At 70.5% G+C, this 24,410-nt stretch carries 20 protein-coding genes; 8 read left to right on the top strand and 12 right to left on the bottom strand.

The window, feature by feature from the left end:
* Window positions 1–70 precede the first annotated feature (70 nt).
* From CP969_RS02895 to CP969_RS02920, 6 genes are all read right to left on the bottom strand, one after another.
* Window positions 71–964: a carbohydrate ABC transporter permease gene (locus CP969_RS02895; RefSeq protein ID WP_016827993.1), complete on the bottom strand. Its 894-nt coding sequence runs from the start codon at window positions 962–964 to the stop codon at window positions 71–73.
* A complete protein-coding gene (locus CP969_RS02900) occupies window positions 964–1,986 on the bottom strand; it encodes a carbohydrate ABC transporter permease (RefSeq protein ID WP_004993034.1) in 1,023 nt (340 codons plus the stop codon). Before CP969_RS02900 ends, CP969_RS02895 begins: the two co-directional genes overlap by 1 nt.
* A 10-nt stretch (window positions 1,987–1,996) precedes the next feature.
* On the bottom strand, window positions 1,997–3,286 hold the full coding sequence (locus CP969_RS02905; RefSeq protein ID WP_004993032.1) for an ABC transporter substrate-binding protein: 1,290 nt from the start codon (window positions 3,284–3,286) through the stop codon (window positions 1,997–1,999).
* A 233-nt stretch (window positions 3,287–3,519) separates the two neighbouring features.
* Window positions 3,520–4,713, bottom strand: coding sequence for a serine hydrolase domain-containing protein (locus CP969_RS02910; RefSeq protein WP_039831342.1), 1,194 nt, complete (start codon window positions 4,711–4,713; stop codon window positions 3,520–3,522).
* Window positions 4,714–4,853: 140 nt separating this feature from the next.
* A complete protein-coding gene (locus CP969_RS02915) occupies window positions 4,854–5,813 on the bottom strand; it encodes a DUF1152 domain-containing protein (RefSeq protein ID WP_004993026.1) in 960 nt (319 codons plus the stop codon).
* 99 nt (window positions 5,814–5,912) lie between these two features.
* The gene (locus tag CP969_RS02920) at window positions 5,913–6,155 is read right to left on the bottom strand and encodes a DUF6411 family protein (RefSeq protein WP_004993025.1); all 243 of its coding nucleotides are present in this window, start codon (window positions 6,153–6,155) and stop codon (window positions 5,913–5,915) included.
* A gap of 197 nt (window positions 6,156–6,352) precedes the next feature.
* Between CP969_RS02920 and CP969_RS02925 the strand changes: the two genes are divergently transcribed.
* A complete protein-coding gene (locus CP969_RS02925) occupies window positions 6,353–7,750 on the top strand; it encodes an SMI1/KNR4 family protein (protein ID WP_004993024.1) in 1,398 nt (465 codons plus the stop codon).
* 114 nt (window positions 7,751–7,864) lie between these two features.
* On the opposite strand, the gene CP969_RS02930 is transcribed toward CP969_RS02925, so the two are convergent.
* Window positions 7,865–8,770: a hypothetical protein gene (locus tag CP969_RS02930; protein ID WP_016827986.1), complete on the bottom strand. Its 906-nt coding sequence runs from the start codon at window positions 8,768–8,770 to the stop codon at window positions 7,865–7,867.
* 485 nt (window positions 8,771–9,255) lie between these two features.
* Entirely contained in the window at window positions 9,256–10,590 is a 1,335-nt protein-coding gene (locus CP969_RS02935) for an aminotransferase-like domain-containing protein (protein WP_016827984.1), read from the bottom strand.
* A gap of 133 nt (window positions 10,591–10,723) precedes the next feature.
* On the opposite strand from CP969_RS02935, the gene CP969_RS02940 reads away from it, so the two are divergent.
* The 7 genes from CP969_RS02940 (at window position 10,724) to CP969_RS02970 (ending at window position 19,573) form a co-directional block, all read left to right on the top strand.
* A complete protein-coding gene (locus CP969_RS02940; RefSeq protein WP_016827983.1) occupies window positions 10,724–11,500 on the top strand; it encodes an enoyl-CoA hydratase-related protein in 777 nt (258 codons plus the stop codon).
* A 160-nt stretch (window positions 11,501–11,660) separates the two neighbouring features.
* On the top strand, window positions 11,661–12,464 hold the full coding sequence (locus CP969_RS02945) for an SAM-dependent methyltransferase (RefSeq protein WP_004993017.1): 804 nt from the start codon (window positions 11,661–11,663) through the stop codon (window positions 12,462–12,464).
* 285 nt (window positions 12,465–12,749) lie between these two features.
* Window positions 12,750–13,550 (top strand): MerR family transcriptional regulator, encoded by an 801-nt coding sequence (locus tag CP969_RS02950; RefSeq protein ID WP_016827982.1) that lies wholly within the window; start codon window positions 12,750–12,752, stop codon window positions 13,548–13,550.
* On the top strand, window positions 13,547–14,761 hold the full coding sequence (locus CP969_RS02955; protein WP_016827981.1) for a glycosyltransferase: 1,215 nt from the start codon (window positions 13,547–13,549) through the stop codon (window positions 14,759–14,761). The genes CP969_RS02950 and CP969_RS02955 overlap by 4 nt, the downstream gene beginning before the upstream one ends.
* A gap of 269 nt (window positions 14,762–15,030) precedes the next feature.
* Entirely contained in the window at window positions 15,031–16,107 is a 1,077-nt protein-coding gene (locus tag CP969_RS02960; protein ID WP_016827980.1) for a methyltransferase, read from the top strand.
* Entirely contained in the window at window positions 16,104–17,813 is a 1,710-nt protein-coding gene (locus CP969_RS02965; protein WP_016827979.1) for an ABC transporter ATP-binding protein, read from the top strand. The genes CP969_RS02960 and CP969_RS02965 overlap by 4 nt, the downstream gene beginning before the upstream one ends.
* Window positions 17,810–19,573, top strand: coding sequence for an ABC transporter ATP-binding protein (locus CP969_RS02970; protein WP_004993006.1), 1,764 nt, complete (start codon window positions 17,810–17,812; stop codon window positions 19,571–19,573). Before CP969_RS02965 ends, CP969_RS02970 begins: the two co-directional genes overlap by 4 nt.
* Before the next feature lie 33 nt (window positions 19,574–19,606).
* Here the strand turns inward: CP969_RS02970 and CP969_RS02975 are convergent, their stop codons facing one another.
* The 4 genes from CP969_RS02975 to dpgB are packed head-to-tail and all read right to left on the bottom strand — an operon-like array spanning window position 19,607 to window position 24,409.
* Window positions 19,607–20,803, bottom strand: a complete 1,197-nt coding sequence (locus CP969_RS02975) for a cytochrome P450 (RefSeq protein WP_016827978.1) — start codon at window positions 20,801–20,803, stop codon at window positions 19,607–19,609.
* A complete protein-coding gene (locus tag CP969_RS02980) occupies window positions 20,800–22,155 on the bottom strand; it encodes an aminotransferase-like domain-containing protein (protein ID WP_016827977.1) in 1,356 nt (451 codons plus the stop codon). The genes CP969_RS02975 and CP969_RS02980 overlap by 4 nt, the downstream gene beginning before the upstream one ends.
* Entirely contained in the window at window positions 22,152–23,630 is a 1,479-nt protein-coding gene (gene dpgC, locus CP969_RS02985; protein ID WP_016827976.1) for a (3,5-dihydroxyphenyl)acetyl-CoA 1,2-dioxygenase DpgC, read from the bottom strand. Before dpgC ends, CP969_RS02980 begins: the two co-directional genes overlap by 4 nt.
* A complete protein-coding gene (gene dpgB / locus CP969_RS02990) occupies window positions 23,627–24,409 on the bottom strand; it encodes an enoyl-CoA-hydratase DpgB (RefSeq protein WP_016827975.1) in 783 nt (260 codons plus the stop codon). The genes dpgC and dpgB overlap by 4 nt, the downstream gene beginning before the upstream one ends.
* Between the last annotated feature and the right edge of the window lies 1 nt (window position 24,410).

Consider the following 24,410-nt stretch of genomic DNA (forward strand, 5'->3'; position numbering starts at 1 on the left):
GGCCCGCCCCTGCCGAAGGGCACGGCAGGGGCGGGCGTGGGACGGTCCGGTTCAGATCCTGGTACCGGTGTCAGCCCTTCACGGCGCCGGTGAGGCCGCCGACGATGCGTTTTTCGAAGATCGAGAAGAAGATCAGTGCGGGCAGCATGGCGAGTGAGGTGAAGGCGAGGACCTTCGCGGTGTCCGTGGAGTACTGCGAGGAGAACACCTGGACGCCGAGCGGCAGGGTGTAGTTCGCCTGCGAGTTGAGGACGTACAGGGGCAGGAGGTAGTTGTTCCAACTGCCGACGAATCCGAGGATGCCGACGGTGACCACACCGGGCAGCGACAGCGGGACCACCATGCGGAAGAAGAATCCGAGTCGGCTCATGCCGTCGATCGCGGCGGCCTCCTCGATCTCGTTCGGAATGGCTCTGAGGAACGGCACGAGGATGATGACGGTCGTCGGCAGACCGAAGGCGATCTGCGGGATGATCACGCCGAGCAGGTTGTCGACGAGGCCGAGGTCCTTGATGACGAGGTACAGCGGAGTGATCGCGATGACCATCGGGAACATCAGGCCCGCGGCGAACAGGGAGTACATCGCGCCCTTGAGTCTGAAGTCGTAGCGTGCGATCACGAAGCTCACCATCAGACCGAGGGCGACGATGCCGGCGGTGCTGGTGATCGCGACGATGAGGGAGTTGGCGAACTCGCCCCAGAACACCGTCGACTTCAGGATGTCGACGTAGTTGCCGACCACCCAGGGGCGCGGCAGGGCGGCCGGTTCCGTGGTGATCTGCGAGTTGGTGCGGAATCCGCCGAGCACGATGTAGAGCACCGGTGCGATGCAGACGCCGACGAAGAGCAGCGCGATGAAGTAGGTGACGGGGCTGCCCCACTTCTGTGGTTTGTCGCGGCGGCCGGTGGGTGCCTTCGGCTCCGGCGCGGGGGGCATCCGGGAGGTGGTGGTCGTCGCGCTCATCACACGGTCCCTTCGGTGACGGCGCCCCTGAGGTCGCGGCGCAGGACGAAGCGCTGGTAGATCAGCGCGACGATGAGCGAGATCACGAACATCACGACCGCGACGGCGCTGCCGTAGCCGTAGTTGCCCGCGTTGCGGCCCTGGGCGAGCATGTAGATCGCCATGGTCGAGGTGCCCGCGGTGCCCGAGACGTACTGGCCCCAGATGATGTAGACGAGGTCGAACAACTGCAGCGAGCCGATGATCGACAGGAAGGCCCAGATGCGGATCGTCGGTCCCAGCAGCGGCAGCGTGATGCGGCGCTGGATCTGCCAGTAGGAGGCGCCGTCGATCTGCGCGGCCTCGAAGATCTCGTCGGGGATCGACTGCAGGCCGGCGAGCATCAGGATCACCGCGAAGCCGATGTACTTCCACGTGATGATGGCCGTCAGCGTCCAGATGGCCAGGTCCGGGTCGGCGATCCAGTCGGCTCCCAGGGAGCCCAGGCCGATCCGGTGCAGCAGGTCGTTGACGGCTCCGTTGCTCTGGAGCATCAGGCTCCAGCCGGTGCCGACGATGACCTCGGAGATGATGTAGGGCACGAAGATCAGGACGCGGATGGTCGAGCGGCCGCGGATCTTCTGGTTGAGCAGGAGCGCGAGGACGATCGCCAGCGGACCCTGGATGACCAGGGAGAGCACCAGGATCAGGCCGTTGTGCCACAGGACGTCGTGGAACGCGGGGTCGGTGAGGATCAGCTTGTAGTTGTCCAGGCCGACCCAGTCGGTGGGCTCTCCGTAGCCTTTCCACTGGTAGAAGCCGTAGTACGCGGCGAGCGCGACCGGGAAGATCACGAACGCCAGGAACGTGATGATCGCCGGTGCGGACAGGACCGCGATCTCCAGTCGCATCCTGGCACGGCCTCGGCGGTGCGCCTCCGCTCGTGGCGGAGCCGGGGGCACGGACGTGGCCGCGTCCCCGGCTCCGGGCGTGCCCTGCGACTGGCGGCCGTCGGCCGTGTCAGTGCCCAGGGTGTCGCTCATGTCTGCTTACTCAGCCCTTCTCGGCGGCAGCTTTGACGTCCTTGACGATGTCGGCGGCGGAGCCCTTGCCGGCCATCAGGTTCACGACGGCGACGTTCATGGCGTTGCCGACGTTCTGGCCGTACACGGTGTCGAGGAACTGCATCGAGTAGGCGGCCTTGTTGAAGGCCTGCAGTGCCGAGATGTTGTAGGGCTCGGTGACGACCCCCTGGGCTTCCTTGTTCACCGGGATGGTGTCGAAGGCGTCGGCGTAGGCCTCCTGCTGTTCCTTGGCCACGACGAACCGGAGGAAGCCCAGGGCCTCCTTCGGTGCGTTCTCGGAGAGCGAGTATCCGCCGGCGCCGCCCATGATGGCGGTCGGGTCACCCTTGCCGCCGGGCACGGCGGGGAAGGGGAACCAGCCCAGGTCGGGCAGCGGCTTCTTGTCCGGGGTCAGATCGGCGATCACACCGGGATTCCAGTTGCCCATGAGTTCCATGGCCGCCTTGTGGTTGGCGATCATGCCCGCCGAGGACCCGGCGCCCTGCTGCGACGTCGCCGTCAGGAAACCCTTCTGGAAGGGTTCGGTCTCCAGGAGTTCGGCGAGGTCTTCGCCGGCCTCGGTCCAGCACGGGTCGTCGAACGTGAGCGACTTGGCGGCCTCCTGCATGGTTTCCTGGCTGCACTCGCGCAGGGCGAAGTTGTAGTACCAGTGCGCGGCCGGCCAGGCGTCCTTGGCGCCGACCGCGATCGGCGCGACCTTGATCGCCTTCAGCTTCGCGACGGCGTCCTTGAGCTCGTCCATCGTGGTCGGCGGCGAGGTGATCCCGGCCTTCTCGAACAGGTCCTTGCTGTAGTAGATGCCCTCGGGTTGCGTGTCGAGCGGCATCGCGTAGACCTTGCCGTCGATCGAGACGCCCTCGAGGGCCGCCTCGCCCACGTTCGCCCTGTCGGTGTCGGTCAGTTCCAGTGCCTGGATCTGGCCGGCGTCGACCATGGCCTGCATCTTGCCGCCACCGCGCTGCAGGAAGATGTCGGGTGCGGAGTTCGAGTTGAGCGCGTTCTGCAGCTTGCCGTCGAGGTCCTCGTTCTGGACCGACTGGATCTTGATCGTGACGTCCGGGTGCAGCGCTTGGTACGCCTTCGCGGCGTCCTTCCAGTACTGCGCACCGCGCCCTTCCATCGCGTTCGTCCAGAGGGTCACCGTGCCCTGGCCATCGGACGAACCGCTGCCGTCGCCGCCGCCGGCGCAGCCGGCGGCGGCGAGCGCGATGCACAAGCCGATCGCGGCAGCCGTCGCGCTGCGGGTTTTCCTCGTCATCGTGGAAACTCCCTGATCTGTCGTCAGTGATCCAGCTACTGATAGTTTGCGCAAACTAATGGGCCATCCGCGAAGCAGGAGCAAGATGTACCGCTCTAAATGAACAAGAGGCAACCAACAGTTTTCGCAAGTTGTGCAATCGTTACCGACGCAGCAGCCGTCGTACGTGATCACGAACGGGTGGGGTGGCGATCAGGAACGTGCTCAGTCACACTCAGCCGGACAGGGGGGCGCTATCGGGGCTTGGCGGCGCACAGTTGCTCGTCGATCAGGGTGTTGGTGACCTCCATGGTGGCGAGGTCGGGGGCGGAGCCGTCGCCGGTCACCCCCACGACGACCGCGTGGCGGCCGTCCTCGCTGAACCCGTTGCGGGTCATGTAGCCGGGGATGTCCCCGGCATGGCTGTAGTAGCTCCCGCCGCAGGTGAGGTCGACCCGCATCAGACCGAGTCCGTAACGCGCGCCGGGCCAGACCACGTCCAGTTCCTCGGCCCGTACCGTTGTCTTCATCTCGGTCAGTTCGGCGGGCGCGAGCAGCCTGCCCCGCATCAGTGCCGAGTAGAACCTGGTCAGGTCGGCGGTGGTGCTGATCATGCCGCCGGCGGCACCGGCACCGCTCGGGTTGAGGAGCGTGACGTCGATCGGCCGGTCCCCGCCGAAGGCGGAGTATCCCCTCAAGTGACGCCCTGGGATGGCCGGGTGGGTGACGGGGGCGGAGGTGTCGCGCAGGTCCAGTGGGCGGATGATGCGCCGTGTCACCTCGCGCTGCCAACTGTGCCCGGTCGTCTTCTCGATGATCATTCCGGCGAGGGTGTAGTTGGTGTTGGAGTACTCCCACCGGGTGCCGGGTTCGAAGTTCGGCGCGTGCCGCATGGCGATGGCCACGAGCCGGGAGTCCGTCCAGGTGTCGAAGCGCCCCGCCCGGAAGGCCGCGGCGTCGGTGAACGCGGGAAAGTCGGCGGTGTAGTTGAACAGGCCGCTGGTGTGGTTCAGCAACTGCCGGACGGTGATCCTGCTGCCGTCGTTGCCGTTGCCGGTCACCACTCCCGGCAGCAGGGCCTCGACGGTGTCGTCGAGGGAGAGGCGCCCCTCGCCGACCAGTTGCAGCACGACTGTGGACACGAAGGTCTTGGTGGCACTGGCGATGCGGAACTTGTCGCGGGGGTGCACGGCGCGCCCCGTCCGCTGGTCGGCGACGCCGGCGGTGGCGTAGCGGGAACCGTGCGGGCCGGCGGACCGGGCGACCACGCCCACGGTGCCCGTCCGCTGTATCGCGTCCGCCTGCTGCCGTAGGGGGTCCCGGACTGTCTCGGTGGCGCCGGCCGCCGGGGTCATCAGGCCGAGGCCGGCGAGCGCGGTGACCAGGGTGGTGGTCACGACGCGGTGGCCGAGCGGGTTTCGGGGGCGGGTCCTGGTCGTTGCTGCCATGGTCGTCCGGCTCCTCGGAGTGGGGGCACAGGGGTGAATCCCCTGTGCCCGCCACCGTAGGAAGAAGCCCGGTGCGGCACGAGGGGGCCAGCACGCCGGTCGGTGGTGCAGCCTGCACCACCACGCCCCGGAACGGTCCGTCAGTGAGGGAAGCTGCGGGGCGGACGGGTCACCGTCGTTTCACGGAACTCCGCGATGCGGGAGTGCACTTGGCGCATCAGGTAGGTTTCCTCGATGCGGTCGAGGTACAGGCAGCGGGACGCCAGGCCCGGCAGGTCGAACGCGAAGTACAGCGACATCAGCGGGTTGACGAACAACTCGCTGTCCCGGGTGCGGTCGGTGAACCGGACGTCGCCGAAGGAGCCTTGCACGGCCGCCGCGATGGAACCGTTCACGATGCTGGGGTGGTCGGGGGTGTGCTGCTGGGCGTGCGCCACCGCGTCCAGGTACAGCGCGCCTTCACGGGTCGCGCGCGGCAGGGAGAACGCCCCGAGGTAGGCGCCGTCGCGCTCCAGGGCGGCGATGTTCTCCAGTACTTGTACGTGGTTGACGCCGTGGTAGGCGTCCACACCGAACCCGATCGACACCACGAGCCGATTCGGTACGTCGTCCAGCGCGGCGAGCGCGGCCACGCCGGCGAGGTCCTCCTCCGGTGTGCCGAGGCCGGCTTCGTCACCGCGCAGCAGGATGTCCGTGCCGCCGTCGACCAGTACCACGGCGTCGATGGCGTGCCGTTCGATCAACGCTCGGTAAGCAGCGCGCAGCGGGCGCACACCGGTCTGCGGAAAGGCGTACACGGTGGACGGGTAGCCGTGCCGGTGCAGCCACTGGGCGAGGGTCCGTTCGGGAAAGTAGTCCTGGTGCGGAGCGGTGTCGGGAGCGACGACGGCCAGATCGTCCGCGGCCCAGTCGTCGGCGGGGAGACCGGCGAGCGCGCTGAAGGACAGGTTCGCGAAGTACACGTCCTTGCCCTGGTGCAGGAGGCAGAGAGCCAGCGGCAGTCCGGAGTAGATGTCGAAACCGCCGCCGGCTCCCGCGACCAGGATCCGGTCGGAGTCGGCGAGCCGGGTGAACAGCGGGTTGGTGTGGAGAGACGGCACGGCGACCATTGTCGTCCGTGGTCGCCGGCTCGAGTGGGGCGGGTCCGGCGGGCGGCCGTCACCGCCGTCGGGCACAGCGGCGGCGGGCACGCCCGGGCGTCAGAACGGCAGCTTCCCCCGCGCCCGTCGGCCTGCGGAGCCGCTCCGGCTGACCGCGCGCGAACTGGACCGGAAGGGCTTGCTGAACAGCCGTCCGAGCGGGCCGGGCGCCTTGGAACCGGCCCGGGAGCCGACGCCGAGTGTGCGCTGCGTCCCGTTCTGGGGGTGGCGCGAAAGCCGTGGGAGGAAGAAGGCGAGGACAGCGATGACCAAGCAGACGGCGACGATGCCGACAACCATCATGTGGGCCTCCTGAGGGGATGGGAGCGCCGTACCGGGCGACGCGTCGTGGGAGGACTCGTTCCCCCTTCTTCCGTGCACACGCTTGCGAGCGGGGTGCCGTGCGCCGGGAGCCGGGATCGTCGGCCCCGATGGCGGTGGGCCGGCGGTGTTCGACGCCGAGGTTCTCCCGTTCCTGCGCTTCCGTTTAGGGTCGGCGCATGAACGAGCCGATCTCCGCTCCCTCCTTGCCGGCCCTGAACTCCTTCGAGACATGGGCACCGTTGTTGCGCGCGTGGGCGGACGGGATCGAGGCGAGGAGCGAAGACGGGGCCGTGCACATGGCCGGTGCTGTGGGCCGGGAAGGCTGGAGGTCGTCCTCCGGGGTCCGGCCGCGCGGACGGGCTTCGGCCGCGGAGCACAAGGCCGTCGAGCGCGTGCGAGACGCCCTCGTGGCGGCCGGCGTGGAGTCCGTGACGTTCTCCGCCCGGGTCGCCCCCTCGGGGAAAACCCGGTTGCGGGTGATGGGCCCCAGTCCCGCCGTGGAGTCCGGACCCGTGGACGGCGGAACGCTGCTGCTGGTCGAGGGAGCCCTCCCCGAGCCCTGGCGGCGGTTGCCCGACCCCGCTCCCGCCGCGCGGCCGGCCCGGTCGGCGGATCCAGCAGCGCTGGAGCGACGGTTGCGCGGGCGACTGCCCGACGCCGTCGGAGCCGACGACGAGGAGATCGCCGCCGCCGAAGCACGTCTCGGTCTGACACTCCCCGACGAGCTGAAGACCCTCTATCGGGTCGTGCGGGGCCGGTGGGAGGACTGGGAGCAAGATCCCCGGGCGGGGGATGCGGTGTACGGCACCGTCGGCTGCGAGCTCTTCCCCCTGGACCACCTGTACGTGGCTGACGCCGCGTCCCGGCCGGCTCCCTGGCGGTTCGCTGCTTGCGAGGCGGTCGTCACCCCGCCCGACGCCGCCGTCCAGGGCCTCGTCGGCTCGCCCGGCTGGATCGTGTTCGGCGACAACGGCGGTGGCGACCGGCTCGCGGTCGACCTGACCCCAGGGCCCGCCGGCCACACCGGACAGATCGTGCTGATGAACCACGAGTCGTTCATCGGCGCCGAGTTGATCGCTGACTCGCTCACCGACCTGGTGCGGGGGATCGAGCCGCGGGGCCGACAGCGGGGCCGGTCCCGTGGCCGGGGCGAGGGGCCGGCCGTGGCCCACGTCAACGCGGCACACCTGCGGAGCATCGAGGCCGCCGCGCACCCGGACCTGGAAGTGCTCTGCATCGGGGTGTGGGACGGCCCACCGGTCGATCTCACCCCCGTGGGCGGACTACCACGTCTGCGGACCCTCACCGCCTACCCGGGCACCCTCGCCGACCCCCGGCAGATCGGCCGGCTCACCGGGCTGGAGTACCTCGAGATCGGTCCGGAGGAATGGCGGGCCCTGCTGGACGCGAAGGCCGTCCCCCGCAGCCTGGCAGCGGCCGGCATCACCACGCACGGCCTGCGCGACCACGGTCGGCTCGTCGACCTCTCCAACGAAATCCTGGCCCTGTGGGGCCGCCCACCGATCGTCCGCACCGTCGTCGACGGAGACCTGGGCCCGCTGCCGCCCGCCTGATCGCGAAACACCTCCGGTCGCGCCGTCACACCGTGCACCTCCCCCCACGGCCCGGGCACCGTCCACGGTCCCGGCACCGGCGACGTCGTCCGGGCACGGCCGGCGGCCCGTCCGTCAGGGCCGGTGCTCCCAGCCGCGGTCCGTGCGGGTCAGTTCCCGGAAGCCGACGGTGAGCAGGCGCCCGATCGCCCTCTGATCGTCGGCCGACTCGTAGGCGAGGAGGCGGTCCACGCCGCACAGGCGCAGCCAGTCGGCGGCATGGGCCACGAGGAGGTGGTCCCAGCCTTCGTCCTGGTGGGGCGCAGCGATGTGCAGGTTGCTCATGTCGGCGAGACCCGCGGCCCGCACGTGGCGCTCGGGGCGGGCCAGGGACGTGTCGACCTCGACGAACCCGACGGACCGCCCGTCCACGTACGCGGTCAGGCGCGTACCGTACTCCCCCAGCGTGCGCTCAACCGTGGCGCCGGGCCGGGGCTCGGCCGGGGGCAGGTCGGCGACACGGGCCAGGAGCAGCACTTCCGTGTCCCCGGTGTGGACGAAGCCCGCGCGTTCGTAGACGGCGCGGACGTGCGGCCAGGGGTGCGGCAGCCCGTACACGGCGGGGGCGGGCAGCGCACCGTCGGCGTGGCGCGCACGGACGTTCCAGCGGGCCAGCTGGGCCAGGCAGGCGCTCATGAGCTGGTCAGCGGCCTGCTCGGTGTCGGGGAAGAGGGACGTCGGCGGCTGGTGCACGAACCAGTCGATCCCACCCGCGTTCCGGTAGCTCTCGCCGACCTCGGCATCGGCGCGGTAGCGGAGCAGATGGGCCGCTGCGACGACATACCGGCGCTGTTCGGCGACGAGGGTGATCCGCTCGCTCACCCACGGGTCGGTGATGAACTCGTCCGGCTGCCGTTCCAGCGCGCTCAGGACGGTGTTCACCGAGACGGAGACACCGGGGACGACAGCGGCGACGTGCGCATTGACCAGATCGGTCAGCTGGTCGCGGTCGGCACGGTGGAAGGGGCGTACTTCGGGCATGGGTAGCCTCCGGTCGAGAGAGCACTGTCGGAAGGCCGCCATGCGGTGCGGTACGGCAGCGATGGTACGGGACGGTCCCCGGCTTCCCGCACGGACCCCGGCTCCCTGGGGCTGCGGAGGGGATGACGGTGGAGTCCTTGGCAGTCCGGCTCAGGCCGGGACGGCGGACACCGCGCCCCGCCCGGCCGCATGCCTGACAGCCATGGACGGCCCCGCCCCACGGAGCTCCCGCGGCCTGCCGGGTTCAGCAGCGACTGCTGGGACCGTTCTGAGGACATGGGCGTCCTGGATGGCCTCTGTACGCGGGAAAACGGTGCGTATGGCCTGGGCAGCCGTGCGGTTGCGCGGGCCGAGCACGAAGAGGCCGGGGCGCCGCCCGAGCGCCCCGGGCGGCGCGTGTTCGAGCTCATCACGCGGTCGAGGGCCGTCGAGGCAGGTGCCCACCTCCGGTGATGCGGACAAGGGGCTGTGGCACTCGGACCGTGTCATGGGGGGATGGCCTCGACCGCGTCCTTCAGGCTGCGCAACACCGCCCCGAGCTCGTCCCGGGGCGGTGTGGCCAATGCCAGCCGGAGTGCTCGAGGACGGTGGGGGCCGGTGGCGAAGGCGTCCGCGGTGGACACGAGGATCCCTTTTCCCGCGAGCACGGTCGCGACGTGATCGGGGCGCTGGTGCGGCTCCAGGCCGAGCCACACGATGTAGGAGACCGGATGTGCCGTGATGTCCAGGCCGACGAGCGCGGCACGGGCGATGTCCTGCCGGGCGGCTGCGTCCCGGCGGCGTTCCTCCTCCAGACGGGTGACCGTTCCGTCGGTGATCCAGCCCGTCGCGAGGGCGGTGACGATCCCCGGGGCTCCCCAGGCCGCGGTGCGAAGACCGCTCGTGACCGCCTCCACATGGTGATCGGGCAAGACGGCGAAGCCGAAGCGCAGGCCGGGTGCCACGTTCTTGGACAGGCCGGCGACGTAGCAGGTGCGTTCGGGCGCGAGGGCCTGGAGCGGTGGCGGCGGTGAGGGTTCGAGGAAGGCGTAGGTGCCGTCCTCGATGATCAGGAAGTTGTGTGAGCGGGCGAGGGCCACCAGCCGGTCGCGCTGCTCGCGGTCGAGCACCCAGCCGAGCGGGTTGTGCACGGTCGGGATCGTGTAGATCGCGTGGACGGGCCGGGTGCGGCACAGCTGATCGAGCGCGTCGAGGTCCGGGCCCGTGGTCGTGACCGGGACGGGGGCGAGATCGAGGTCGTGCGCCGAGGCGAGGAGCTTGATGCCCGGATAGCTGAGCGCGTCGACGGCGAGGACGTCACCGGGCCGGACGAGGGTGTGCAGCACGATGTCGAGCGCCTGCTGGGTCCCGCTCGTCAGCAGGACGTTGTACGGCACCGTGTCGATTCCCCGCCCCAGCAGGTAGGTGGCCACGACTGCCCGGTCGTGGCGGTGCCCTCCCGGCGGGTGCTGGCGCAACAGCGCCTCGGCGTCTCCCGACGCCGCCATCGTGCGCAGGGCCTGCCGCAGCCGGTCGCCCTGTCCGGGGGCCAGGGGCTGGTTGAACGACAGGTCCGCCACCCTGGGCACCGGCAGAGCACGTGACGGTTCGAGCCCGTCGTAGCCGGACCGCACTCGGACGAACGTTCCCCGGCCCGGCTCTCCCACGACCAGGCCCAGGGCGGCGAGTTCGGCGTAGACGCGAGTGGCCGTGGCCAGCGCGATCCGCCGCTCGCGCGCGAGAGCGCGGTGCGTGGGGAGCCGGGTGCCGGCCTGGATCGCACCGGAGCGGATGGCGGCAGCCAATTCGTGGACGACGGCCTTGTAGGAGGACGGTCGCATGCGGCACCCGCTGTCCGTCGCGCAGGAGTGTGGGAGAACAACTCCATTGTATCCATGACAATTAATGGATCGTCCTGGGTCACGGCTCGTAGCCTCGGTGCGTCCGAACCCAGGCGAAACGGAGTAACCCGGCATGACCGTGCGCATCGAGCGGGACGACCAGGTCGTGAGGATCACCATCGACCGGGAGCAGAAGCTCAACGCCCTGGACTACCCGACGATCGACGTGCTGCTCGCGCAGCTCGACCTCATCGACTCCGACGACAGCGTCCGAGCGGTCATCCTGACCGGCGCCGGGCACAGGGCTTTCAGTGCGGGCGCGGACATACCCTCACTGGCGACCAGCATCGCCGGCGGGCCCGAACGCGCGCTGCGCGAGATCGTCCGCCGGGGCCACGCGCTGACCCGGCGGATCGAGGAGTTCTCCAAGCCGGTGATTGTCGCGGTCAACGGGCTTGCCTACGGCGGTGGCTGTGAGATCACCGAGGCCGCTCCGCTCGCGATCGCCGCCGAGCACGCGACCTTCGCCAAACCCGAGATCTCCCTGGGCTTTCCGCCCCCTTTCGGCGGCTCTCAGCGCCTGCCGCGGCACGTCGGCCGCAAGCGCGGCTTGGAGATGATCCTGACCGGTGACCCTATCCCGGCCGCCCGGGCCGCCGAGCTGGGCCTGGTCAACACCGTCGTACCGGCCGACGAACTCCTGGACGCCGCAAGGGACCTGGCCGCGCGGATCACCCGGCACGCACCGTCGGCCGTAGCCGCCTGCCTGCGCGCGGTCACCCGCGGCATCAACCTGCCGATCGACGAGGGCCTGGCGGTCGAGGCGGCGTGCTTCGCCGCCACCGTCCCCACGGACGGCGTACGGACCGGCCTGCGACGGTTCCTCGACCGGACGGCCGTATCCGGCTGAAACCGACGCGTTTGCGCCCGACCGGGGCCCTGCGCCCCGCGGCGGAACCGGGCAATGGTGTGCGGTCCCGGCCTCGGTGGTGTTCCTCGGCCCGGGCGAAGTCGATCCGGTATCGCGATAGTTGACCTACGGAAGCACAGCTCTGTGTGAAGCTTTCCCCATGACTCACCCGCGTGAAGAAATCAGGGCCAGGCTGCAGACCGATCGCCCGCACTCCGCCCGTGTCTGGAACTACCTGCTGGGAGGCAAGGACAACTACCCCGTCGACAGCGAGGCCGGTGAGGTCATCCTGAAGACCTTTCCGGAGTTCGCCGCCGTCGCGCGGCTGCAGCGGAGGTTCCTCGCGCGCGCCGTACGCTTCCTCGCGGGCGAGGCCGGTGTCCGCCAGTTCCTCGACATCGGCACCGGACTGCCCACCGCCGACAACACCCACGAACTGGCCCAGCGCATCGCGCCGGAGAGCCGCATCGTGTACGTCGACAACGACCCCCTCGTCCTGGTGCACGCGCAGGCCCTGCTCACCAGCAGCGCCGAAGGCGCCTGCGCCTACGTCGACGCCGACGTGAGGGACCCGGAGCGGATCCTCGCCGAAGCCGCGAAGACCCTGGACCTCAGCCGCCCGGTCGCCCTGACCATGCTGGGCATCATGGGGCAGGTCTCCGACGCCGAGCGCCCCGCCGACCTGGTGAGCACGCTGATGTCGGCCCTGCCCTCGGGCAGCTACCTGGCCCTGAGCGACGGCACGAACACCAACGAGGCGCTCAACACCGCGGTCGGGGTCTACAACGGGCAGTCGGCCAACACCTACCACCTGCGCTCGCCGCAGGAGATCGCCTCCTTCTTCGCCGGTCTGGATCTGGTGGAGCCGGGGGTCGTGTCCACGGCCACCTGGCGCCCGGACGCCGACCGGGCCGAGGAGGAAACGGCCGACGTCTCCGTGTGCGGTGTCGCGGTCAAGAAGTGACCCGCTCTGCCGCTCCACAGTCCCGCGAAGGCGCCCCGTAGCGCCGGCGGAAGGCATGGCTGAAGCGGAAGGGGCCGGCGCTGCCGGACGCCTCGGTCACCCGGGCGACCGGCAGCGCGGTGCTCCGCAGCAGCCGCGCGGTGTGCCGGTCCGCACGCCGTTCCGCTGGAGGTGGCGCGCGGACCGGTGAGAGATCTCCGTCCTCACCTGCGAAACCCAGCGAGCGCGAGTTGACCCTCCCCTTACGTCAGGCTTGATGCTGAGCGCCGACGAAAGGGCAGGTGGATGAGCTACTCCGTGGGACAGGTCTCGGCCTTCGCCGGCGTGACGGTGCGTACGCTGCACCACTACGACAAGGCGGGGCTGCTCTCGCCCAGTGAGCGCAGCCCCGCCGGTTACCGGCTCTACAGTGAGGCTGACCTGGTCCGTCTCCAGCAGATCCTCTTCTACCGTGAACTCGGCTTCTCCCTCGATGAGATCGCCGCGATCTTCAAGGATCCGCAGGCGAACCCCCTGGAGCGCCTCCGGTCCCGGCAGCGGCAGCTGAGTGAGGAGATCGCCAGGCTGCAGCGGCTGGCCGAAGTGGCGGAACGGGCCATAGAGGTCCAGAAGACCGGGGTGTCCCTGACTCCTCAGGAACGCTTCGAAGTCTTCGGTGAGATCACCTTCGACCTGAGCTATGCCACCGCGGCAGAGCTGAAGTGGGCGCACTCGGAGGGACAGCGCGAGGCGATGGCGCGCGCGGCTGCCCACACCAAGGAGGACTGGCGCCGACTCATGGGCGAGTCCGCCGTCTGGCGCGCGGAGCTGCTCGCGGCCTTCGACGAGGGTGAGCCGAGCGACGGCGAGCGGGCCATGGACCTCGCAGAGGAACACCGCTTGCACATCTCACGCTGGTTCACTTCCTGCCCGCCCGACATGCACCGGCGCATCGCGGACGACTTCGTCGCCGACTCGCGCGCATTCGCTCTGGTCGTACCGCCCTCGCAGCAACGCCCGGGCCTGGCCGCCTATACGTGCAAGGCGGTCCACGCCAACGCGGCCCGCCACGCAGGTGGCCGTACCGATTCCGAGGAGGGCCGATGAGGATCCTGATCGCCGCGGCCGGATCGCGCGGTGACGTCGCGCCCTACACGGGCCTGGGCGCCGAACTGCGCCGGGCCGGATACGACGTCGCCCTCGCCACCACAGACGCCTTCGCGCCCCTCGTGCGCGACGCAGGGCTGGAATTCCGCAGTCTCCCCGCCGACCCACGGGTGCGTGGCGGCGTCACGGGCACACGTGAACTGATGCGCACCGCCGCCGCGTTCATTACCGAACTGGGTCAGGGCTTCGCCGACGCGATGGACGACGGAACGGACCTGCTCCTGCTGTCGACCACCACGGCCCCGCTCGGCTGGCACCTCGCCGAGGCCACGGGCACACCGAGCCTCGGCGTGTACCTCCAGCCCACCGCACCGACCGGTGACTTCCCGCCCGTCGTCACAGGTTCCCGCTCACTGGGCCGTCTCGCCAACCGGGCAACCGGACGCTTCGCACTGCGGATGGCCGACCGCGTCTACGAACAGGCGGTCGCGAAGCTGCGCCACCGCCTCCGGCTGTCTCCGCTCTCACCTTCCGAGATGCGTCGACGACAGGAACAGGCGAACTGGCCCATCGTGCACGGTTTCAGCACGGCCCTGGTGCCCCGTCCCTCCGACTGGCGCTCTGGCCTGGAGGTGGTGGGCAACTGGTGGCCCCATCACGGTGCGGCCGAACGGCTGCCGACTGATCTCGAGGACTTCCTGTGTGCCGGGCCCCGGCCCGTCCTCATCGGTTTCGGGAGCATGGCGTCCGGCGACGGGGAACGGCTGAGCGAGATCGCTGTGCGAGCCCTGCGCCGCGCCGGGCTGCGCGGCATCCTCCAAGCCGGCAGCGCCGGGCTCGCCGCCGACGGGGACGACGTGTTCACCAGCGGGGACGTACCGCACGCCCTGCTGTTTCCACGGCTGGCTGCGGTGGTCCACCACGGCGGGGCCGGCACCTCGGCCGCCGCGTTGCGCGCTGGAGTGCCCGCGGTCACCGTACCGGTGACCGCGGACCAGCCGTTCTGGGCGGGGCGACTTGCCGCCCTCGGCGCCGCCACCGACCCGATCCCCTTCCGGTCCCTCACCGCCGAACGGCTTGCCGACTCACTGGACCGCGTGGTGAAGCAGCAGGCACACGGTCGAGCCGCCGCAAGAGCGGCGCAGCATCTGGCGACCGAGAACGGAGCAGACCGGGTGCTCAACGCCATCCAGCAACTGACCGATGGATGACGTCGATCCGTTCCTCGTCCTCGTCACTCAATGCTTGGCCGGCCACATCGGCCAGCAGCCGATCGCCCTTATGGGTCAGCCTCCAACAAAGTTTTCCGGAAAGGGATTTGAGGTACCCGAACGACACCCGCGCGGGCGCGGCTGGATCATGTCGGTCGTTCTTGCGGGTGCCAAGGCGGTGTGTAAACATGCGGCTGCGCGATCGTGATCTTGGAATCGGTCACAGCCGGTGTCCGGCCGCGCCCGACCTGTCGACGAGAGGTGCGGAAGTGAATCCGTCTGCTGACGCCACCCAGCCGCTCGCCCAGTCCGTCCAGCCCGATCCCATCGCCGAGCGCTTCCACTTCCTGGTGAACGCGCCAGCCCTCTTCAACGCTGTGGTCACGGCGCTCGAGTGGGATGTCTTCGCCTTCCTGGCGGACCACCCCGGAGCCTCCTTCGAGGAGTTGCGCAACTTCACCGGCGTCCCCGCCCACTCCCTACGGGTCCTGCTGCACGCCGTGTGCACCACCGGTTTGCTGGAGCGGCGCGAGGACGGCACCTACCACAACGCGCGGGTAGCCGAGGAGTTCCTGGCCCCCGACGGCCCTGACAGCTGGCGCCACATCCTCGCCGGCTGGAAGGAAATCTACTACCCCGCTTTCGCGCACATGAGCGAGGCGCTTGGGGCCGGGAAGAACACTGCCCTGGCTGCGCACGAGGGGGATGAGCCGACGCTCTACCAGCGGCTGTCCCACAATCCCGCCCTGGAGGCGGTTTTCCACCGAAGCATGAGCGCGTTCACCCTCAAGAGTCTGGATGCGTTGGTCGAGTGCGAGGAGTTCGCGACCGTACGCCATCTGCTCGATGTGGGCGGCGGCGACGGCACCACCAGCGTCCGGCTGGCCACCCGTCACCCGAACCTGAGCTCGACCGTCTTCGACATCCCCTCCGTGTCGGAGCTAGCGGCCCGCAACTCCGCCCGGGAAGTGGGCGACCGGGTACGACTGCACCCCGGAGACCTGTTCGTCGACCCCTTCCCGAGCGGCGTGGACGCGGTGCTCTTCAGTCATGTGCTGGAGATCTTCTCCGGTGAGCAGATTACGGAGCTACTGGCGAAGGCCCACTCCGTGCTCCCGTCCGGCGGGCGAGTGTTCATCTACGGTTACAACGTCTCCGACGACGAGACCCGAGGCTGGTACTCCGCCCGGCTCTCCCTCTATCTGAACGTGCTCGCCAGCGGCCAGGGGATGGCCTACCCTGCCCGCGACTACGAGGAGTGGGCACGCCGGGCCGGTTTCGGCTCCGTACGGACCCTCACCGGCTACCCCTATGAGCACGGCTTGACCATCGGCACCAAACCATGAGCCGGTTCCCGGTCCCCGATCCCGGTGTCCCCGTCACCACCTCCCCCGTCCGATTCCTGATCTGGCTCGCCACCCGGCACCGCGGCAGCCTCGCCCTCGCAACCCTGTTCGGCGTCCTGTGCACCCTGGCTCAGGCCCTGGTGCCGGTGGCCGTCGGACTCGGCATCGACCGGGGACTGATCCCCCGGGACCGGGAGGCGCTGCTGCTGTGGGGTGGGGTGGTGCTGCTGCTGGGCGTCACTCAGGCCGTCGTCGGCATGCTGCGCGACCGGGCCTCGACGGACAACCGGTTCGGCGCCACCTACCGGGCCACCCAGCTCCTCGCACGCCAGGCCGCCGAGCTCGGTGCGGAGCTGCCCCGGCGCGCCTCCACCGGTTCGGTGGTGAGTGTCAGTGCCATGGACGTCGGCCACCTGGGCACCGCCGTGGAGAGCACGGCGCGCGGTGGCGGAGCAGTCGCCTCGATCCTCTTCGCGGCCGTGTTCATGCTGGTCACCTCCTGGCAGTTGGGGCTGGTGGTGCTGGTCGGCGTACCGCTGATCGCGGCGTCCGTGGCCCGGCTGCTGCGGCTGCTGCACGGCCGCCAACAGCGGTTGAGGGAGCAGCAGGGCGCGCTCACCGACCTCTCCGTCGACATCATCGACGGGCTGCGCGTGCTGCGGGGCATCGGCGGCGAGGACGTCTACCGTCGCCGTTATCGCCACGTCTCGAGGGCCGTGCGCGACGAGGGAGTGCGGGTGGCGGTCACCGTGGCCAACATCGCCTTCCTGCGGGTTCTGCTGCCGGGAGCGCTGCTGATCGCCATCGTCTGGCTCGGCGCGCATCAGGTGCGCTCCGGCCTGCTCGAACCAGGGCTCCTCGTCGCCTTCTACGGCTACGCCGTCTTCCTCACCGAACAACTGGGGCAGGTCACCACGATGCTCGACCAGTTGACCCGGGCCTCAGTCGCGGCCCGGCGGGTGCTGGACTTCCTCGGTCTCCGCACCGAACTCCCTGCCGGTCCGGGACGGTTGTCCGAGGCATCAGAGGGCGCACCGCTGTACGACCCGGACTCCGGGCTGACTGTGCCGCCGGGGCGGCTGGTCGGCGTGGTCTGTGCTTCGGACGGGGACGCGCGGACGCTGGCGGACCGGCTCGGCCGCTATACCGACCCGTCGGCCTGCTACGGCGAAACGCCCCTCTCCGCCTACCGGACCGACGACGTACGTCGGCACATCCTGGTCGTCGACAACGACGCCATGCTGTTCTCCGGCCGACTCGGCACCGAACTCGATCCTTCCGCGCCGGCCGGGCCCCCCGACCGGGAGGCCGTGCTCCTGGCCCTGGACACGGCCTCCGCGCGGGACGTGGTCGAAGCCCTGCCCGAGGGACTGGAGCAGGAGATCACCGGCGGACGGGAGTTCTCCGGTGGACAGCAACAGCGGCTGCGCCTGGCCCGCGCCCTGGTAGCCGATCCGGAGGTGCTGGTTCTCCTCGAGCCGACGAACGCCCTGGACGCACACACCGAGGGCCGGGTGGCCCGGCGGCTCGGGCCGCACCGAGCGGGACGGTCCACGGTGGTGTTCACCACCAGCCCCATCCTGCTCGACCGCGCCGATCTCGTCGTCTTCGTCCGGGACGGCAAGGCCGTGGCGGGGGGCACACACCAGAGTCTGCTCTCGAACCCCGACTACCGTGCCGTCGTCACCCGGGAGGTCCTGGCGTGAGCACCACCGCCGCCGCCCCACCCGCCGAGCGGCTGCCCGTCGCCTCCCAGCGGGAGGTACGCGCCTACGCCCGGCGCACTGTGCTGCGGCACCGCGGGGCGCTGGCCCGGTCGCTGCTGTTGCACGCGTTGGCCTGCGTCGCTGCACTGGTCGCGCCCCAACTGCTCGGCCGGATCGTGGAGAACGCGGCGCGCGGTACCGTCCCCGTCGGCCCGGTCGCCATTGCGATCTGCGCCGCGGTCGTCCTCCAGGCCGTCCTGACCCGCTTCGCCCGGCTGGCCTCCTTGCGGCTCGGCGAGACCGTGCTCGCCGATTTGCGCGAGGAGTTCGTCGACCGGGTCCTGGCCCTGCCGACCCACACGGTGGAACGGGCCGGCACGGGCGAGCTCGTCACCCGGACCACCCGGGACATCGACGTCCTGGCCTTCACCGTGCAGCGCGCCGTCCCCGACACCCTGGTGGCGGGCACCACCGTCGTCCTGACCATCGGGGCCGTCTGTCTGACCGACCCGCTGCTGGTGCTGCCCTGCCTGGTCGCCGTACCGGTGCTGTGGCTGTCGACCCGGTGGTACCTGCGGCGGGCCCGAGCCGGCTATCTGCGGGCGAACGCCTCGTACGCGCGGCTCACCGACCACCTGTCGGAGACCGTGGCGGGGGCCCGCACGGTGGACGCGCTCCGACTCCGGGGGCGGCGGCGCGAGCGAACCGACGCGGACATCGCGGAGTCGTACGCGGCCGAACGGCACACACTGCATCTGCGCAGCGTCTACCTGCCGATCGCCGACACCGGGTACATCCTGCCGGTGGCCGCCACCCTGGTCATCGGCGGACTGATGTACATCGACGGGCTGGTCACGCTCGCCGCCGTCACCGTCGCCACCCTGTACGTGCAGCAGGTCATCGGGCCCGTGGACACCTTGCTGTTCTGGATGGACGAACTCCAGGTCGGGGGCGCGTCGCTGGCCCGGGTGCTCGGTGTGCAGGCGGTCGCCGCCGACGCGTCCCCCAGCGCCGTCACCGGCGCCTCGGCGAGGCCGGAACCGGAGGGCGGCATCGCTCTGCGTGAGGTTCACTTCTCCTACCGCAACGGTCAGGACATCCTGCGCGGCATCGACCTGCACGTCCGCCCCGGGGAACGTCTGGCGATCGTGGGACCGTCCGGGGCGGGCAAGTCGACCCTGGGCCGGCTGATCGCCGGAATCGACGCGCCCAGCCACGGGACCGTCTTCCTGGACGGGATGCCGCTGACCGGGTTGTCACCGGCCGAACTGCGCCGGGACGTCATCCTGGTCACGCAGGAGTACCACGTCTTCCGCGGCAGCCTGGCCGACAACCTGCTCATCGCCCGCCCCGACGCGGACTCATCGGAGCTGGAACGGGCCCTGCGCGCCGTTGCTGCCTGGGAGTGGGCGTCCGCACTGGGCCTGGACCATGAGGTCGGCTCCGGCGCGGTCGATCTCACCCCGGCCCAGGCCCAGCAGCTGGCACTGGCGCGGCTGGTGCTGCGCGATCCGCCCGTCGTGGTGTTCGACGAGGCGACGGCGCTGCTCGATCCGCGCACCGCCCGCAGCCTGGAGCGAGCGCTGGCCGACCTGCTGAGCGGTACGGTCATCTCCATCGCGCACCGGCTGCACACCGCCCACGACGCCGACCGGGTGGTGGTCCTGGAGGAGGGCCGGATCGTCGAGGCCGGAGCGCATGAGGAGTTGGTGGGCCGAGACGGGGCCTATGCCGAGCTGTGGAAGTCCTGGCGCAGCTGACGTGTGCGTGTCCGGTGGCTGGTGCCTGGCGAGTCACCAGGCGACAGGCAACCGGTGCACCCCGTAGAAGCCCATGTCCTCGCCGAGCGGCACCTTCGAGGGGTGTACGGCCAGTCGCAGACCGGGGAACCGGGCGAACAGCGCGGGGAAGGCGATCCGCATCTCCGTACGGGCCAGGTGCTGGCCGATGCACTGGTGGGCCCCGTGGCCGAAGGCGAGATGGCCCGTGGCCGCACGCCCGACGTCGAGGCGGTCGGGGTCCTCGAAGCGTCCGGGGTCCCGGTTCGCCGCAGCCAGGGAGACCGTCACGGACTCCCCTGCGCGCAGCGTGTGCTCCGCGAGCACGACGTCCTCCAACGGAGAGCGCGGTACTCCGAAGTGGAAGATGGTGAGGTAGCGGAGCAGTTCTTCGACGGCGTTCCCGGCCAGGGACGGGTCGGTCCTCAACCGGGCGAGCTGGTCGGGATGGCACAGCAGTGCGAAGGTGCCGAGCCCCAGGGAGCCGGCCGTGGTTTCATGTCCCGCGGACAACAGCAGCGCCCCCACCCCGGCGACCTCGGCCGTCGACAGCTCGCCATCGGCGGCCAGCGCGCTCAGCAGGTCGTCGCCGGGGCTCCGGCGCCGGTGTTCAGCCAGCTGGGTGAGGAAAGCGTCGAGCTCGGCCATGGCGGCGGCCGCCGCTTCCGCACTCGCGTCGAGCTTGAAGAGGGTCGCGCTGTTGCGCTGGAAGTCGGCGCGTTCGGTGTACGGCACGCCCAGCAGCTCGCAGATGACAAGTGAAGGGATCGGCAACGCGAACCGCTCGACCAGGTCGGCCTGCCCGCCGAGGTCAGCCATCGCCTCCAAGTGGTCGTCGACGATGCGCTCGATCCGCGGCGCCAGGCTTCGCGTCCTGCGCGCCGTGAACGCTCCCATGAGCCGGCGCCGCAGCCGTGTGTGGTGCGGCGGGTCCATGTCAACCAGCCAGCCCGGCAGCGCGGGCTTGCCGTAGAAGGGGTCTGTGCCCGGCCGGGCCACCGGCACCCTCTTCAGCTCTGAGCGCGCACTGAAGCGGGGGTCGGACAGGACCCGTCGCGCCAGGTCGTGGCCGGTGACCAGCCATCCGATGTGCCCATCGGGGTAGCGCAGCCGGCTGAGCGGAGCCTGCGTGCGGAGGGTGGCCAGTTCGGGCGGGGGATCGAACGGGCAGGTGCGGGCCGTCGGGAAGGTGGGTATCGGCTGTTGCCTCATCGGCGGACCACCGCTGCCGTCCTCCCGTCGGTCCGTCCGTCGACTCCGCCGCCGGTCGCCCCGCTGATCTTCGCTCTCAGGAACGTCACCAGCCGCCGCACCCCCTCGTCGATCCGCTCCGGATCCAGGTAACTGCACGACAGCCGCAGGCTGTGGGTGCCTCCACCACCCGGGTGGAACGGGGCCATCGGCGTCCACAGCACGCCGTAGTCCGCCGCGGAGGCCTCCAGCAGTGCCGCGTCCACGGGCACCGGCAGCCGCATCCGGACGAAGAACCCACCGCCGGGCCGGTTCCACTCCACACCGTCGGGCAGCCCCGCCACCGTGTGGCGGTCCAGCGCTTCCAGCAGATGGGTGAGGTTGCGCTGGTACAGCGCGGACCTGGCCCGGCTCAGCTCCGCGAGCGAGCCGCCGTGCTCCAGCAACATGCCGGCGATCAGTGCCTGGCACACCGGTGAGGTGTTGACCGTGACAGCGGTCTTCAGCCGCGCCAGTTCGGCGGCGAGCGGGACGGTGGAGCCCCTGGCGGTGCGGACGTCCTGGTCGGCAATGGCGTAGCCGACGCGGGCTCCGGGGAAGCACACCTTGGCGAAGGTGCCGATGTGCACTACTCGTCGCCCGGTGTCCAGAGTCTTGAGGGCGGGGAGTTCGGTGCCCGGTACGGCCGTGAAGCCGTAAGCGTTGTCCTCCAGGATCAGGAAGTCCTCCTGTTCGGCCAGTTCCAGTAGCCGCCGCCGGTTCCTCAGTTCCATGCGGCTGCCACTGGGGTTGGCGTAGTCGGGGGCCACGTAGCAGGCCCGTATACGTCGGTTCGCCCGGCGGGCGGTTCGGCACGCCTCGGCCAGCGCGTCGACGTCGAGGCCTTCGGCGGTGTCGGTGACGGGGACGACGCCGACACCGAGCAGGCCGGCGGCGCTGGTGATGCCCACGAAGCAGGGGTCCGAGACTGCCAGGAGGTCCCTGGGGGAACTGGCCAGGGCGCGCAGGGTCAGAAGCATCGCCTCCTGGGCGCCGACGGTGATGACCACGCTCTCGGGGGCGACGTCGATGCCCTGGTCGCGGCGCAGGGCGTCGGCCACGATGCCGTTGATGAGGCCGCGGGCGGGCCCGTACTCGTACAGCAGCCGGCCGGCCTGGACGGGGGTGCGGCCGGATTCGGCGGCCGCGTGGGCGAGGAAGCGGTCCAGGTAGCGGGTGGCGTCCAGCTCTGTGTAGGGGTCGGGGTGAGGGGCGCCGGGGGCGAAGGAGATGGCGTCCGGGTAGCAGCCCATGATCTCGTTGAGGAATCCGATGGACTCCAGCGCCGGGTCCTGGAGTGAGGCGTGCAGGGTCTCCCGGTCGAGGACGGTCATGCCGGCTCCCGTTCCGTGCCACCGCCGCCCGCGGGCCTTTCGTCGGACCGGGAACGGGCCGAACGGTTCCAGTGGCGCTCGGTCTTGGCCAGGACGTCGGGGCTGTATATGCGCCGGGCCTGGACGACGGCGAATTCCGCCAAGTAGGCGCGTAGGAGGTCCACAGGCTCCTCCGCCAGTGTCAGCATGGCGCGGTTGGCGGCGACGGCGGGGCCGGCCAGGTCGCGGACCGCGCGCTCGGTGGCTTCGTCGAGCTGGGCGGTCGGTACGATCTCGTCGCACAGCAGGGCTGCTTCGGGTTCGTGGGTGTGTATCCGGCGGCCGGACAGGATGATCTGGCGGGCCGTACGGGCCCCGGTCAGACGGGTGAGCCTCAGGTTGCCGAGGCCGGGGACGATCCCCTCGTCGGCGGCGGGCAGGCTGAGGAACGCTCCCTCCTCGGCGATCACACGGTCGAGGACCAGCAACAGCTGCATGCCGCCGCCGATGGCGAACGAGTCGACGACACCGACCCAAGGCTTGGTCACGGAGCGGCGGCCGGGGGCGTGGCTGCTCCAGCCGCCGCCTTCCTCGGTGTCATGCGCACTGTCGGAGAACAGGCCGCGGGCCATCTTGTTGATGTAGCCGAGTTCCCGGCAGAGGAGGAAGTCCACGAAGGAGATCGCGCCGGAACGCAGTTCCTTGAGGTTGATGCCGGCGCTGAAGATCCGCTTTCCGGCGTGGCGGGGGTGCGTCACCGGGCCACCCCGCAGGACGCCGACCCGCACCCGGTCGTCGAGCAGCGTGACGTCGACCGCGGTCTCCAGGTCGGCGATGAGCCGGTTGTCCTCGGCGTTGAGGCAGTGGCCGTTGCGGAAGGTGACATGGGCCGCCTCACCACGGCGCTCCAGCAGTACGGTGGGCAGCTCCAGTCGGTTCGCGCGACGGAACTCCGCCAGGTGGGCGGCCGAGTCCGGGGCGGGGTGCAGCATCGTTTCGATGAGGTGGGCACCGGCGCTCGGAGAGCGGAACAAGGCCCCGAAGAAGATGCCCTGGTCGATCTCGCGGCCTTCCTTGTGAGCCTGGATGCGGCTGCGCTCTTCTGCCAGCTGGGCGGCGTCGGGCACCAGCCCAGGGAACCGCACAGCGGCCTCGGCGGCCAGCTCGGCCAGTCGAGGTCGCACGGCACGGCTCGCGGTGAGGGCGTCGTACACCGCCTCGGCGTGGCGGGCGAGGAACGCGTGTCGGGCCGCCCGGCAGCTGTCGTGGATGCGGGCGGCGTGCGAAGACTCGGCAGCGGTGCGGTTCGGGCGGGGCGGCAGCAGGGCGAGCAGTCGCTCGCCGTGGGCGGTGTGCCGGGCCAGGGCTGCGGCGTCGGCGGCCAGGTCGCCGGTGGGGGCGGGAGCGGCCGGCAGCGGGGCGTGGTCTGTCCCGGCCGCGCCGCTGATCCGGCCGGGGCCGGGGGCCGGACCGAGTCGCTGTTCCTGGCCCGTCACTGGGCTCCTCCGGTCGGGGCGCTGTCGGCCGCCGCAGCGGTCCGGGGTGCGGTCCCCGGTACGACCAGCCGGCGCAGCTCCCGGTCGCAGGCTGCCAGGTGCGCGCCGAGCGCGTCGTCGAACTCCAGAGTCTGTGCCTCCAGCAGCAGCTGGCGCCGGATGGCGAGCTCGCGGTCGGAGATCCGGCCCATCAGCACGGTCGCCGTGTGAACGGCCTCCTCCGTCTCCTCCGTGATCTGGTCGATGAGACCGATTTCCCGGGCCCGGCGCGCGTTGATGTCGTCGCCCCAGAGGACGAGCTGCCGGGCCCGCGCGGCCCCGAGTTGCTGGGAGAGCCGGTAGACGGCCATGCCGGGCCAGAAGTGCCCGTCGTTGACGGGAGCCAAGAGGCGCAGATCCGTGGAACCGATCCGGTAGTCGCTGACCAGCAGCAGGTCCAAAGCTGGACCGCCGCATGCGCCCACGGCGACTGCGATGCTCATCGCGGGCAGCCGCTCCAGTCTCCGTACAGCCCGCTCCCAGCGGCTGATCTGCTGGATGTCCACTGGCCCCGGCCAGGACCGGGCCTCGGCGGGGGCGGCCGGCAGCCGTAGGAGCAGGACCGAGCCGTCGGCCCTCGTCTCGGCCTGGTCGCAGGCTTCGCCGACCGCGGCGGTCAGCTCGGGCAAGGGGCGGGTGGCATCGATGCGCAGCGTGATGCGCAGCCCGTCCGACGTGCTGTCTGGCGTCCCGTCCGTTCCGCCCTCCGCAGGCAGCGGCGGCCTGTCGTGCGTCCGCACA

It is taken from the genome of Streptomyces viridosporus T7A (assembly GCF_008704515.1).
GTDB lineage: Bacteria > Actinomycetota > Actinomycetes > Streptomycetales > Streptomycetaceae > Streptomyces > Streptomyces viridosporus.